The 12,821-nt window shown below is 70.9% G+C and carries 11 protein-coding genes and 1 pseudogene; 10 read left to right on the top strand and 2 right to left on the bottom strand.

Annotated elements, in window-relative coordinates; genetic code table 11:
- Positions 1–15 precede the first annotated feature (15 nt).
- The 3 genes from ACI2LP_RS24500 to ACI2LP_RS24490 all read left to right on the top strand — a co-directional run bounded on the left by ACI2LP_RS24500 (position 16) and on the right by ACI2LP_RS24490 (position 2,346).
- A complete protein-coding gene (locus ACI2LP_RS24500) occupies positions 16–1,170 on the top strand; it encodes a glycerophosphodiester phosphodiesterase (protein ID WP_404726644.1) in 1,155 nt (384 codons plus the stop codon).
- 84 nt (positions 1,171–1,254) lie between these two features.
- Positions 1,255–1,806, top strand: a complete 552-nt coding sequence (locus ACI2LP_RS24495; protein WP_404726643.1) for a sigma-70 family RNA polymerase sigma factor — start codon at positions 1,255–1,257, stop codon at positions 1,804–1,806.
- A gap of 36 nt (positions 1,807–1,842) precedes the next feature.
- Positions 1,843–2,346: a GNAT family N-acetyltransferase gene (locus tag ACI2LP_RS24490; RefSeq protein WP_404726642.1), complete on the top strand. Its 504-nt coding sequence runs from the start codon at positions 1,843–1,845 to the stop codon at positions 2,344–2,346.
- Between the two features lie 6 nt (positions 2,347–2,352).
- Here ACI2LP_RS24490 and ACI2LP_RS24485 read toward each other — a convergent pair whose 3' ends face one another.
- Together ACI2LP_RS24485 and ACI2LP_RS24480 are read right to left on the bottom strand one after the other, a co-directional pair.
- A complete protein-coding gene (locus ACI2LP_RS24485; RefSeq protein ID WP_404726641.1) occupies positions 2,353–2,802 on the bottom strand; it encodes a hypothetical protein in 450 nt (149 codons plus the stop codon).
- Positions 2,803–2,804: 2 nt separating this feature from the next.
- Positions 2,805–3,164, bottom strand: coding sequence for a hypothetical protein (locus tag ACI2LP_RS24480; RefSeq protein WP_404726640.1), 360 nt, complete (start codon positions 3,162–3,164; stop codon positions 2,805–2,807).
- Positions 3,165–3,221: 57 nt separating this feature from the next.
- On the opposite strand from ACI2LP_RS24480, the pseudogene ACI2LP_RS24475 reads away from it, so the two are divergent.
- The 7 genes and pseudogenes from ACI2LP_RS24475 to cobT all read left to right on the top strand — a co-directional run.
- Positions 3,222–3,508, top strand: a pseudogene (locus ACI2LP_RS24475) (HAD family hydrolase); the annotation flags it as partial.
- A gap of 371 nt (positions 3,509–3,879) precedes the next feature.
- Positions 3,880–4,950 (top strand): methionine ABC transporter ATP-binding protein, encoded by a 1,071-nt coding sequence (locus ACI2LP_RS24470; RefSeq protein ID WP_404726639.1) that lies wholly within the window; start codon positions 3,880–3,882, stop codon positions 4,948–4,950.
- Positions 4,947–5,618 carry a methionine ABC transporter permease gene (locus ACI2LP_RS24465; protein WP_404726638.1) on the top strand — a complete coding sequence of 224 codons (672 nt, stop codon included), beginning with the start codon at positions 4,947–4,949 and terminating at the stop codon, positions 5,616–5,618. Before ACI2LP_RS24470 ends, ACI2LP_RS24465 begins: the two co-directional genes overlap by 4 nt.
- 77 nt (positions 5,619–5,695) lie before the next feature.
- On the top strand, positions 5,696–6,553 hold the full coding sequence (locus ACI2LP_RS24460; protein ID WP_404726637.1) for a MetQ/NlpA family ABC transporter substrate-binding protein: 858 nt from the start codon (positions 5,696–5,698) through the stop codon (positions 6,551–6,553).
- Positions 6,554–6,727: 174 nt separating this feature from the next.
- On the top strand, positions 6,728–7,375 hold the full coding sequence (locus ACI2LP_RS24455; protein WP_404726636.1) for a GNAT family N-acetyltransferase: 648 nt from the start codon (positions 6,728–6,730) through the stop codon (positions 7,373–7,375).
- 273 nt (positions 7,376–7,648) lie between these two features.
- The gene (gene cbiE / locus ACI2LP_RS24450; RefSeq protein WP_404726635.1) at positions 7,649–8,887 is read left to right on the top strand and encodes a precorrin-6y C5,15-methyltransferase (decarboxylating) subunit CbiE; all 1,239 of its coding nucleotides are present in this window, start codon (positions 7,649–7,651) and stop codon (positions 8,885–8,887) included.
- Between the two features lie 335 nt (positions 8,888–9,222).
- A complete protein-coding gene (gene cobT / locus ACI2LP_RS24445) occupies positions 9,223–12,498 on the top strand; it encodes a nicotinate-nucleotide--dimethylbenzimidazole phosphoribosyltransferase (RefSeq protein ID WP_404726634.1) in 3,276 nt (1,091 codons plus the stop codon).
- The last annotated feature ends 323 nt before the right edge of the window (positions 12,499–12,821 follow it).

The following is a 12,821-nucleotide window of genomic DNA, read 5'->3' as shown; positions in this document are numbered from 1 at the left end:
CACGGAGGAACGGCGATGACACAGGGTGCGGACAGAACTCCGGGGCGTCGGACGGTACTGGGCGCGGCGGTGCTCGGCACGGCGGCCCTCGGCGTCGGCGGCGTCACCGCGGCGCCGGCCGCAGCCGCCGAACGCCACGGCGGCCACGGCTCGTACAGGGATCTGCCGACCCCGACGATCATCGGGCACCGCGGCGCCAGCGGCTACCGGCCCGAGCACACCCTCGGCTCCTACCAGTTGGCCCTCGACATGGGCGCGCACGTCATCGAGCAGGACCTGGTGCCCACCAAGGACGGCCATCTCGTATGCCGTCACGAGAACGACATCACGGGTACGACGGATGTCGCTGCCCACCCGGAGTTCGCCTCCCGCAAGACCACCAAGTCGGTCGACGGCGTCAGCCTCACCGGCTGGTTCACCGAGGACTTCACGCTCGCCGAGCTTAAGACGCTGCGCGCCAAGGAGCGGATCCCCGCCAACCGCCAGGAGAACACCCTCTACGACGGCCGCTGGACGGTCCCCTCCTTCGAGGAGGTGCTGCGCTGGGCGGAGAAGGAGGGCCGCAAGCGCGGCCGTCCCGTCTGGCTGCATGTCGAGACCAAGCACCCCTCGTACTTCCGGGCGCTCGGTCTCGGTCTCGAGGAGCGCCTCGCCAAGCTGCTGCGCCGCCACGGACGCCACCGCGCCGACTCCGCCGTCTTCCTGCAGTCGTTCGAGCCGAGCAGCATCCAGCGGCTGGCCGATCTTGTGGACCCGCCCGGCGTGGTGCTGCTCTCCGGCGCGGGCTCGCGGCCCTGGGACTTCATCGAGGCGGGCGACCCGCGCACGGTCGCCGATCTCGTCAAGCCCGAGGGCCTGAAGTGGATCGCGTCGTATGCGAAGGGCATCGGCCCGACGCTCGACCTGATCATCCCGAAGGACGCGAGCGGCAAGCTCGGCACGCCGACGACGCTGGTGCGGGACGCGCATGCCCAGGGCCTGATCCTGCACCCGTACACGATGCGGAACGAGAACACCTTCCTGCCCGCCGACTTCCGGCGCGGCGGCGACCCGAACGCGTACGGCGACGCCTTCGGCGCGTTCAAGGTCTACTTCGAGACCGGCATCGACGGCATCTTCACCGACAACGCCGACACCGGGGTGCTGGCCGCCGCCGACTTCCGCGGCTGACAGCACGCGAGGCCGATCCGCCCGTAAGGGTGACTGTGCCGTCGCGGGGCAACCACCGCCGCGCGACGGCACGTCCCGCCGGGCATGACGCTTCTCGAAGACACCTCCGCCCGGATGGCCGCCCCCGCCCATGTGGTCAGCGCCCTGCGCCCGCTGGTGAGCGCCGAGGCGACGGCCGAGGCCCCGGCCGCCGCGATGGAGGCCGGCGACCTCGAACAGGCCGTCTGGGTACGGCTTCTGGAACGGCTCGACGAGTACGGCCCGCCGCCCGACGCCGCCCGGTGGGTCAAACGGGCCGTACGCGCCGAAGCGCGCCGCGCCCGGCGGACTGCGGCGAGGGAACTCCCGTACGGCCCCGAACCCTCCGCGGACCCCGCGGGCAGCCCGGAACGGGCCGCGCTCAGATCGGAGCGCCGCCGCGCTCTGCGGGCCGCCGTCGCCCGCACCCCGGGAGACTGCCCGCGGCTGCTGACTGCGATGTTGTCCCCGGACGACCCGACCTACCGGGAAATCGCAGGGAAGTTGGGAATCTCACAGGGAAGTCTGGGGCCGATGCGTTCCCGTTGCCTGGGATGCCTGCGCAGAATGCTGGCGGCAGAGGTTGCGGCTCCTGAACACGGGGGAAAGGAGCGATAGACAACCGGCGGACAGGTGAGCGGGAGGCATGCGCACATGGGCATGAGCGTGACCATCTCAGGGGCAGGGGCACAGGACGCGGAGCACATCCTCAAGTTGCAGTACTTGTGCTACCAGAGCGAGGCCGAGCTCTACGGCGACTACGGAATCGAGCCACTCACCCAGTCACTGGATGATCTGAAGGCCGAAATAGCGCAGGGTCACGCCCTGGTGGCCCGGCTCGGCGACGAGGTCGTCGCCTCCGTACGCGGCAGAGTCGACGCCGGCGGCACGGCCCGGATCGCCAAGCTCATCGTGCATCCGCGGATGCAGCGCCATGGCCTGGGCGGCCGGCTGCTCGACGCGATCGAGGAGCGCTTCGCGGGCGAGCCGTCCGCCAAACGGTTCCAGCTCTTCACCGGCCACCGCAGCGAGGGCAATCTGCGGCTGTACCGCAGCCGCGGCTATGTGCAGGTGTCCAGCGAGCAGGTCGGCCCGCGGCTGTCTCTGGTCACGCTGGAGAAGGAGGCCGCGGCGGGCGCGTATGTCGCCAGCGTCTAGGGCAGCCTAGGCCTGGTCGGCCGCGGGCTGCGCCACGTTCGTGCGTGACCGGCGCAGCCAGAGCATTCCGGTGATCGGCAGCAGCACCGGGATGAAGATGTAGCCCATCCCGTATCCCGACCAGACCGTCGAGTCGGGGAACGCGGACGGCCGGGCGACCGTCCAGGTCCCGACGATCAGCACGCCCGCGAGCTCGGCGGCGCAGCACGCCAGCGCCGCCCTGCGGGCCTTTTCCCCACCGCGCACAAGGGTGTACGTGATGAATGCGTAGACCACGGCCGCGACGGCGGAGAGCGTATGGGCCAGCGGCGCCGAGCCGTAGTCGGTGAGGATCTGGTAGACCGAGCGCGAGACAGCGCCCACCGACATCACTCCGTACAGCCAGACCAGCAGCAGCCCCGGCCCCTTGACCAGCTTGGTCCGCTGCTGCTTCGCCGCGGTGGCGGGCTCGGCCATCGTCAGCCTCCCCAGATGTCGTAGAGCCGTACTTCGAGCACGGCAAGAACCACGGCGCCCGCCGCGACCGTCGCCGATCCCCAACGGGTCCGCTCGCCCAGCGAGAGGAAACCGGCGGCGGGGACCGCGGCGAACGAGCCGATCAGATACGCGATGAAGATCGCGGTGCCCTCGTGCGCCTCCTCGCCGCGCGCCAGCTGCACGATCCCGACCACCAGCTGAGCCAGCGCCAGCACCGACACCACGGCCATGCCGATGAAGTGCCAGTCCATGGTGGGCTGGTCACGGTAGGCGGCGAAGCCGCACCAGAGGGAGAGGGCGAGCGCGGTCACGGCGACCGCGACCGTCAGGGCGTCAAGCATGGCCCCGAGACTATTACGGGCCAAAAGGCCCGATGCGCGCGGCCCCGTGCGCCCACACCAGGGTCGACGGCCATCGACCGGCTGCCCGCCGACCCCTGGGCCGTGGCCACCTCCGTGGCCCGGCGGCCCGGCGGCTCGCCGAGGCCCGGCTCGAAGTGGCTCGGCTCGAAGAGGTCGGCATCCGGCCCGGGCTGACGGCGGGCCGCGCCGCAGGCATGCGGACCGTGGCCTTGGCCACAACGCATGAGCGTTCCGAGCTGCTCGCCGATGTGGTCGTGGCCGACCTCTCGGCCGTGTCCGCGCTGGCCACACACGGGGGAGTGGAGATCACGGCGGCCGACTGACACTGTCCGCATACTGAAGCAAATTAGTTCGGTATTCGGACGGCCGCCCTCGCTTCGCACTCCCGTCTGTTTTACTTGCCGCCATGACCACGACGAGCAGCCGCACCCTTGCGACCGAGGCGATCACGACGCCCGGTGCTCGTTGTATGTGTCGAATGTGCGCAATCTGAGGGCCCCTGCCTGAGTCTCGCGCCCCGAAGCGAGACCGACAGCCGCGCCGAATCCGACGTAACTCCTTGAGCGTCGGACGGAGCCTGCCCCGCGCACGCGTTGCCCCGGCCACCAGCCGAATCATCCGTGCGCGTCGGAACCCGAATGCCCCGTGCCCGGCGGACACCTCGCCGCGCACTCGACAGTGACGGAAACCCCCTGTGATCACCACTACGGGCCTTACCAAGGTCTATGAGTCGCGAGGCCGCGAGGTCACCGCGCTGGACGGCGTCGACCTGCACGTCCGTGAGGGCGAGGTCTTCGGCGTCATCGGCCGGAGCGGCGCCGGCAAGTCCTCGCTCATCCGCTGCGTCAACCTGCTCGAACGCCCCACCTCCGGCACCGTGACCGTGGCCGGCCAGGACCTCACCGCACTCGCCGGGCGCGGCCGCCGCGCCGGCAAGGAACTGCGCGAGGCCCGCAGCCGGATCGGCATGGTCTTCCAGCACTTCAACCTGCTGTCCTCGCGCACCGTCAAGGACAACGTCGAGCTGCCCCTGGAGATCCTCGGCATCTCCGGCGCCGAGCGCTCCCGCAAGGCGCTGGAACTGCTCGACCTGGTGGGCCTGGCCGAAAAGGCGAAGGCCTACCCCGGACAGCTCTCCGGCGGCCAGAAGCAGCGCGTCGGCATCGCCCGCGCGCTCGCCGGCGACCCCAAGGTGCTGCTCTCCGACGAGGCGACGTCCGCCCTCGACCCCGAGACCACCCGGTCGATCCTGCAACTGCTGCGCGACCTCAACCGGCAGCTCGGACTGACCGTTCTGCTCATCACCCACGAGATGGACGTCGTCAAGACGATCTGCGACTCGGCAGCCCTGATGAAGAAGGGAAAGATCATCGAATCCGGCACGGTGAGCGAACTGCTCGCGACCCCAGGCTCCGAGCTGGCGCAGGAGCTCTTCCCGGTCGGCGGCGAGGCCTCGGGGCCGGACCGCACGGTCATCGACGTCACCTTCCACGGCGAGGCCGCCACCCAGCCGGTGATCTCCCAGCTCTCGCGTACGTACAACATCGACATCTCGATCCTCGGCGCCGCGATGGACACCGTCGGCGGCAACCAGATCGGCCGGATGCGCATCGAACTGCCCGGACGCTACGAGGAGAACGTCGTCCCGGTCGGTTTCCTGCGCGAGCAGGGCCTGCAGGTCGACGTCGTCGACCCCGATGAGCCCGCCGAGTCGGTCGATCTCCCCGCGCAGAGCGGCGCGCTCGTCGAGGAAGGTGCCAAGTGACCTGGTCCGAGATGCAGCCGCTGCTGAGCCAGGGAACCGTCGACACCCTCTACATGGTGCTGTGGTCCACCTTTGTCACCGTCGCGGGCGGACTGCCGCTCGGTGTGCTGCTCGTCCTCACCGACAAGGGCGGACTGCTGCAGAACATCCCGGTGAACAAGGTCGTCGGCGTGATCGTGAACATCGGCCGCTCGCTGCCGTTCATCATCCTGCTGATCGCGCTGATCCCCTTCACCACGCTGGTCGTCGGCACCTTCATCGGCCCCACCGCGATGATCGTGCCGCTCGCCGTCGGCGCCATCCCGTTCTTCGCGCGGCTGGTCGAGACAGCCATCCGCGAGGTCGACCACGGTCTCGTCGAGGCCGTCCAGTCGATGGGCGGCTCCATCCCGACGATCGTGCGCAAGGTGCTGCTGCCGCAGGCCCTGCCCTCGCTCGTGTCCGCCGTCACCACCACCGTGATCGTGCTCGTCGGCTATTCGGCGATGGCCGGTGCGGTCGGCGGCGAGGGGCTCGGGTCCAAGGCCGTGACGTACGGATTCCAGCGCTTCGAGACCCAGTTCATGCTGATCACGGTCGCCATCCTGATCGCCATCGTCACTGCCGTACAGCTGCTCGGCGACGGAGCCGTCCGGCTCCTGGCGCGCCGCGGTCGTACCGCTTCCTGACCCTCGGACTTTCCCCCAACAAGCCCGCACTCCTTGTCCGGGCGACACCACCGCAACACCAGAAAGAGGCACTCTTCGTGCGTAAGAACATCAAACTCACCGCCGCCGCAGCCGCCACCGCCGCGCTCGCCCTCGGCCTCACCGCCTGCGGCACGGCGTCCGACCCGGCGGCCAAGGCCGACTCCGGCAAGGCCGACGAGTCCAAGGCGCTCGTCGTCGCCGCGTCCCCGACGCCGCACGCCGACATCCTGGGCTACATCAAGGACAACCTGGCGAAGAAGGCCGGACTCAAGCTTGAGGTAAAGGAGTTCACGGACTACGTCCTGCCGAACACCGCCACCGAGAGCGGCCAGGTCGACGCCAACTTCTTCCAGCACAAGCCGTACCTGGACGACTTCAACAAGAAGAACAAGACCCACATCGTCCCGGTCGTCAACGTCCACCTGGAGCCGCTCGGCCTCTACTCCAAGAAGTCCAAGGGCCTGGGGGAGATCAAGTCCGGCCGGACCATCGCCGTCCCGAACGACACCACCAACGAGGGCCGCGCGCTCAAGCTGCTGGCCGACAATGGCCTGATCACCCTCAAGGACGGCGCCGGCACCGACGCCAAGCTCTCCGACATCAAGGACAGCAAGGGGCTGAAGTTCAAGGAGCTGGAGGCCGCCACGCTGCCGCGCGCCCTTGGCGACGTGGATGCCGCGGTCATCAACGGCAACTACGCCATCGAGGCCGACCTCGAGCCCGCCAAGGACGCCCTGGCGCTGGAGAAGGCCGGGGGCAACCCGTACGCCAACTTCCTTGCCGTGAAGGAGGGCAACGAGAAGGACGCCCGCGTGCAGAAGCTGGCGCAGCTCCTCAACTCCCCCGAGGTGAAGAAGTTCATCGAGGACAAGTACGCCGGCTCCGTCATCCCGGCCTTCGGCGCCGTCAAGTAGGGCCTGCCGCAAGGGCCTTGAGCGAGACCGCCCGAAGAGGCCCCGCGCACCCCGTAAGGTGCGTGGGGCCTCTTTGCATGCGCACCCGGTCATGCACATCCCCCACCCGATGCTGCATGCTGTGCCTTTACGGCTACGGCCTTTACGGCTACGACCCTTACGACGGTCTTCGGCATGGAGCTGCGCATGACTACCACCTTCCCGGACGTGTCCATCAGCACGGAGCGGTTGGTGCTGCGCCCCTTCGAAGAGGCCGACATCCCGGCGCACACCGAGATGATGAACGACGAACTGGTCACCGCCTGGACGTCGGCGCCGCACCCGTACACCGAGGCCGATGCCGAGGAGTGGGTCCGCAGGATCGCTCCTGCAGCGCGCACCGAAGGCCGCGGAATCGTTCTCGCCGTCACTGAGTTCCTCACCCAGCGCCTCGTCGGCGTCATCCATCTGCAGCACACCAACTGGCGCACGCTCGCCACCGAGGTCGCGTATGTCACCGCCCCGTGGGCGCGCGGCGAGGGCTACGCCACCGAATCGGTGCTGGCCGTCGCCCAGTGGCTGTTCCGCGTCCAGAAGTTCGAGCGCCTGGAGCTGCGTACGGCGGCCGACAACACCGCCGCCCAGCAGGTCGCCCAGAAGATCGGCTGCATCAGCGAAGGAGTCCTGCGCAACGCCTGGATAGCGCGCACGCAGACCGAGGACGGTGGCTGGGCGGACATCCGCACCGACCTGATCGTCTGGAGCCTGCTGCCCGAGGACCTCGAAGGCGTCGCGGAACAGATGGCGGACGCGGGCTACGCCTCGTTCACCGACTGGAACTGACCGGTTTCACTCATGGGACTGACCGGTTTCACTCACAGGACTGGCCAGCTTCACTCACAGGACTGACCGGCTTCACCCGCGACTGACCGGCTTGAGTCATGGGAACCGGTCGGCTTCAGCCACGAGAACGGGCCAGGTTCGGCCAAGGGGACAAACCGGCGGCCGACCGGATCCGACCGGTCTGATTCAGCAGGCATCCTTGGAAGGTAACCTCACCCTGCATGCACCCGTGCGGGCTGCCCGACCTGCGACAACACCAGGAGACTGACGACGATGGCCGACCGGGTCACGGTGATCGGCTGGGACGGCTCGCCCCTCACCGGGGCGGCCAGGTCCGCTCTGTCGGCCGCCACCCTGGTGGCCGGAGCCGCTCACCACCTGGCGCTGCCCGAGGTGCCCCGGGGCGCCGAGCGTATCCGGCTCGGCAGCGTCGACCTGGCCGCCCGGCGGATCGCGAGCCACCGTGGAAGCGCCGTCGTCCTCGCGGACGGCGACCCGGGCTTCTTCGGCGTCGTACGCACCCTGCGCGCGCCCGAGCACGGGCTGGAGGTCGAGGTCGTGCCCGCGGTCTCGTCCGTCGCCACCGCCTTCGCCCGGGCAGGCATGCCCTGGGACGACGCCCAGATCGTCGTCGCCCAGCGACGTACGCTGCGCCGCGCCGTCAATGTGTGCCGGGCACACCCCAAGGTCGCCGTCCTCACATCGCCGGGCGCAGGTCCCGCGGAGCTCGCCCTGCTGCTCGAAGGCGTGCACCGGACCTTCGTCATCTGCGAGGAACTCGGCACCGACCGCGAGCAGGTCACCGTCCTCACCTCGGACAAGGCCGCCGACCATGCCTGGCGCGACCCCAATGTCGTGATCGTCATCGGTGGCACGGGAACCACGGCGGTGCCGGGCTCGGGCTGGATCTCGGGTCGTGAACCCGGCTATCCGCCCGCGGTACGAGGCTGGGCGCTGCCCCCCGGGTCGTACGGAGAGGGGCAGCCGTACGGAGAAGGTCTGGGCGAGGGCGAGTCGGTGCAGCTGCGCGCCGCCCAACTGGCCCGCCTCGGGCCGCGCATCGGCGACCTGCTCTGGGACATCGGCTCCGGCAGCGGGGCGCTCGCGGCGGAGGCGGCCCGGTTCGGCGCCGCGGTGATCGCCGTCGACGCGGACGCGGCGGCCTGCGCCCGCACCGAAGCCACCGCGCGGCGCTCGGGCGTCCAGCTCCAAGTCGTACAGGGGCGGGCGCCGCATGTGCTCGAACGGCTGCCCGAGCCCGATGTCGTACGGATCGGGAGCGGGGGAGCGCATGTGGTGACCGCGTGCGCCGACCGGCGGCCGCAGCGCATCGTCACCCATGCGTCGACCCGCGACGAGGCCGAGGCGATCGGCGCGGCACTGGCGGCGGGCGGGTACGAGGTCGAGTGCGCGCTGCTGCAGTCCGTCGAACTGGACACCGCGGCATGGACGGAACGGGAGCGCTCGGTCGTCTTCCTGCTCTCCGGCCGCCGTCTCGAGAGCGCCCCCTGACCCCTGCCGCGGCACGGCGCGGGGTAGGCTGGCCGATCGTTGTACTGCACCCGGGCGTTCGTCGGTTCGTTCGTCAATGTCCGGAAAAAGGGGGCGCTTTGGCTCCCGTTTGTGGTACGTCGGAACCGGGGGAAGCGCAACGTGGCGCAGCCCACAGCGGACCGTGGCGGATCTCCCTGCCGCGGCGACGAAACGGCCGCGAGAATGCTTGATGCCCGTGGGTCATCGTGCCGCGCGGCGCACACGCTCGTTCTTGTTGGCGGGCGTTGCGTGTGCCGCGATCGGGCGTCCCGGGCGATGGGCGAAGGAGCACAAGCGATGGGCGAGGGGTACGCATGACTGACACCGGCCAGATCCCGGGCGAGGGGCTGCCGGAGAACGCAGGCATGGTGGAGCAGCCGGGCGTCCCCGCTCACGGCGCGTACACCTTCCTCGACCACTCCGAGAACGGCTCCGAAGAGGACGATTTGCTGCTGATGCCCGGGGCGCAGGGGGCGTGGAGCGACCCACAGGCGGTGCAACCCGCGCAGGGGCCCGTGGCGCACGCGCCGGTCGCGCAGATGCACGTTGCGCAGATGCACGTTGCTCATGCGCCGGTGGCTCCGGCGGGGGTGGGCCAGGCTCCGCTCGCAATGCCGGTTCCGGAGCACCATGTCGGCCAGCCTGCGACTGCGGTCGCCGAACCTGTCGCGCAACCGCCGGGGCAGGAGCACTTCGTCCTTCAGTACCAGGCGCCCGAGGCCCAGGCCGAGGCGCTTGCCGTGGCGCAGCCACCCGCTGGCCCGGAGTTCCCGGCTCCGGATCTCGCCGCTGCCGCGCCGGTGCCGGAGCCCGTCGCGCCGGCCTTCGCGGAGGAGCAGTTCGCCCCCGTTGAGCAGCGCGTGGCCGAGCCCGTCGCCGTTGCGGCCGAGCCGGCCGTACCCGCCTACGAGATGCACGAGGCCGGCGCGCACGAGGCGGGGGGCCGTGACTCCGGCTCCGTCGACCTCAACGGCGTACGCATCCCGCCCACCTCGGCCACGCCCACGCCGCCGCCCGCGCGACGCCCTTTGCACATGGGACCGCCGGTGCCCGACGCCTCCTCCGGCGGCGTGGTCCGTTCGCTCGCCGACCGCGGCCCCGCGGGGACGCCGACGCACGCCACGCCCGTGCCCAACCCGGGGCCGCCCACCGCGGGCCCCGAGTACCTCGACATCCCGCGCGAGGAGACGGGTGCCGTGCTGCCCGGGCCGCAGCTGGGCGAGATTCCACCGCAGGCCGGGGTTCCCTGGGACCCTCAGCCTCCGCAGTTCCACACGCCTCCTCCGGCCGCAGCGGAAGCCACAGTGGAAGCCGCGCCGGAAACGGTCGCCCCGGAGCCCGCACCCGTCGCGCCCACCACGCCGGTCCCGCCCACCACACTCGTCCCGCCGGCCACTGAGGCTCCTGTGGTCGCTCCTGAAGCTCCTGAAGCTCAGGTCGTCACCGAGTCCGCTGACCAGGGGCCCGAGCCGGAGCCGGAGCCCGCGCCGCTGGTCGAGGAGGTGGCGGTCGTGGAGAGTGTGGCGGCCGCGGTCGTCGAATCGGAGCCCGCGCCGCAGGCCGAGGTGATCGTGCCCGCGCCACGCGCGGGCGAGCCGGGGCCGGTGGCCGAGAAGACCGCTGCCGAGCCGCCGGTCCAGCCGGTTCCCGAGGCTGAGCCCGTCACGGCTGAAGAGGTGGCTGAGATCGCCGAAGAGGTCGTCGTGGCCGAAGAAGCCGTGCCTGCCCCCGAACCGGAGCCGGTTCTCGACGCAGTGCCCGAGGCGGTGCCCGAGGCAGTTCCCGAGGCGGTGCCCGACGCAGTGCCCGAGGCGGTGGCGGTCGCCGAGCCCGCGCCTGCGGACACCGCCGTCGCAGGCGCGCCCGCACCCGGCTACGACGACGCCGAGCGAGAAGCCGTACTCCGCGTCATGCGCGAGCGCCGGGACATCCGCAACGGCTTCCGCAGCGACCCCATCCCGCACGAGGTGCTGCTGCGCGTCCTGGAGGCCGCGCACACCGCCCCCAGCGTCGGCCACTCGCAGCCCTGGGACTTCGTCGTCATCCGCTCCGCCGAGACCCGGCGGACGATGCACGAGCTCGCCCAGCGTCAGCGCGACGCGTACGCGAAGTCGCTGCCGAAGGGCCGGGCCAAGCAGTTCAAGGAACTGAAGATCGAGGCGATCCTCGACACCCCGGTGAACATCGTGGTCACCGCCGACCCGACGCGCGGCGGCCGGCACACGCTGGGCCGGCACACACAGCCGCAGATGGCCCCGTACTCCTCCGCGCTCGCCGTCGAGAACCTCTGGCTCGCCGCGCGCGCCGAAGGCCTCGGCGTCGGCTGGGTCAGCTTCTTCGACGAGCGCGAGATGGTGCGCGCGCTCGGTCTGCCGGAGCATCTGGAGGTCGTGGCGTACCTGTGCGTGGGGTACGTCGACGAGTTCCCCGAGGAGCCCGAGCTGATGCAGGCGGGCTGGTCCAAGCGCCGTCCGCTGTCGTGGGTCGTGCACGAGGAGACGTACGGACGGCGCGCGCTGCCCGGCGAGGAGCCGCACGATCTGCTCCAGGAGACCATCTCCAACATCCGCCCGCTGGACGCGAAGGCGCTCGGCGAGGCGTGGGAGCGGCAGAAGCGGATGACCAAGCCGGCGGGCGCGCTCGGCATGCTGGAGATCATCTCCGCCCAGCTGAGCGGGCTGTCGCGGATGTGCCCGCCGCCGATCCCGGAGCCCGCGGCGGTCGCGATCTTCGCGGGCGACCACGGGGTGCACGCGCAGGGGGTCACGGCCTGGCCGCAGGAGGTCACGGCCCAGATGGTGGCCAACTTCCTGGGCGGGGGCGCGGTCTGCAACGCGTTCGCCAACCAGGTGGGTGCGGAGGTCTGCGTGATCGACGTGGGCGTCGTCTCGGACCTGCCCGCCACACCGGGACTGCTGCCGCGCAAGGTGCGACCGGGCACGGCGGACTGCACGACCGGACCCGCGCTGAGCCGCGAGGAGGTCCTCTCGGCCGTCGAGGTCGGCATCGAGACGGCGCGCGATCTGGTGGCGGCGGGCAACAAGGCGCTCCTCACCGGTGAGATGGGCATCGCGAACACAACGATCTCCGCGGCGCTCATCTCGGTGTACACGGGCATCGACCCGGGCGAGATCACCGGCCGCGGTACGGGCATCAACGACGAGATGCACGCGCGCAAGGTCGACGTGGTGCGGCGTGCGCTGGAACTGCACGCGCCGGATCCGGCGGACCCGATCGGCGTCCTGTCGGCGGTCGGCGGCCTGGAGCACGCGGCACTGGTCGGCTTCATCCTGGGCGGCGCGTCGCTGCGTACGCCGGTGGTGCTGGACGGTGTCTCGGCGGGCGCGGCCGCGCTGGTCGCCCGGGCGATCGCGCCGGAGGCCCTGGCGGCCTGCATCGCGGGCCACCGCAGCGCGGAGCCGGGCCATGTGGCGGCCCTCAACAAGCTGGGCCTGCGCCCGCTGGTGGACCTGGACCTGCGCCTGGGCGAGGGGACAGGGGCGCTGCTGGCGCTGCCGGTGGTGCAGAGTGCGGCGAGAGCGATGCATGAGGTGGCGACGTTCGACTCGGCGGGCGTGACGGAGAAGTAGCCGGTGCGGGTTGGCGCGTGTGGGGTGCCGGGGGCTTTCCCTCCCCGCCGCTCCCCGTATCCGGGGCAAGCCCCAGACCCCTGCGTCCTCAATCGGCGGACGGCTCATTCTGAGCCCCTCCGGCGATTGAGGAGTGGGGTTCGGGGCGGAGCCCGGACAAACAAGCTTCGCCCGTCCCACTCGGGCCCCGGGGGCGGAGCCCACGGGTTTCGGGAAGGGGCGGGGCAGGGGAGGAACCCCCCACCCCCGTAAGGTATTCGCAGGGCCCCCACCCCGCCCCACCAGCCGCTTCACCGCCGCAGCGGCCCCGTACACCGCACAGC

This window comes from Streptomyces sp. NPDC019890 (assembly GCF_044903445.1).
In the GTDB taxonomy this organism is placed as follows: domain Bacteria; phylum Actinomycetota; class Actinomycetes; order Streptomycetales; family Streptomycetaceae; genus Streptomyces.
Note: the sequence above shows the minus strand (reverse complement) of the source record. Positions and strands in the feature narration are given on the sequence as shown.

Bases quoted from the DNA above. Each gene is read 5' to 3' on its own strand.
- ACI2LP_RS24495 (WP_404726643.1), top strand. From the start codon at position 1,255: ATGACGCTTCTCGAAGACACCTCCGCCCGGATGGCCGCCCCCGCCCAT.
- ACI2LP_RS24485 (WP_404726641.1), bottom strand. From the start codon at position 2,802: ATGGCCGAGCCCGCCACCGCGGCGAAGCAGCAGCGGACCAAGCTGGTC.
- ACI2LP_RS24455 (WP_404726636.1), top strand. From the start codon at position 6,728: ATGGAGCTGCGCATGACTACCACCTTCCCGGACGTGTCCATCAGCACG.
- cobT (WP_404726634.1), top strand. From the start codon at position 9,223: ATGACTGACACCGGCCAGATCCCGGGCGAGGGGCTGCCGGAGAACGCA.
- ACI2LP_RS24500 (WP_404726644.1), top strand. From the start codon at position 16: ATGACACAGGGTGCGGACAGAACTCCGGGGCGTCGGACGGTACTGGGC.
- ACI2LP_RS24480 (WP_404726640.1), bottom strand. From the start codon at position 3,164: ATGCTTGACGCCCTGACGGTCGCGGTCGCCGTGACCGCGCTCGCCCTC.
- cbiE (WP_404726635.1), top strand. From the start codon at position 7,649: ATGGCCGACCGGGTCACGGTGATCGGCTGGGACGGCTCGCCCCTCACC.
- ACI2LP_RS24490 (WP_404726642.1), top strand. From the start codon at position 1,843: ATGGGCATGAGCGTGACCATCTCAGGGGCAGGGGCACAGGACGCGGAG.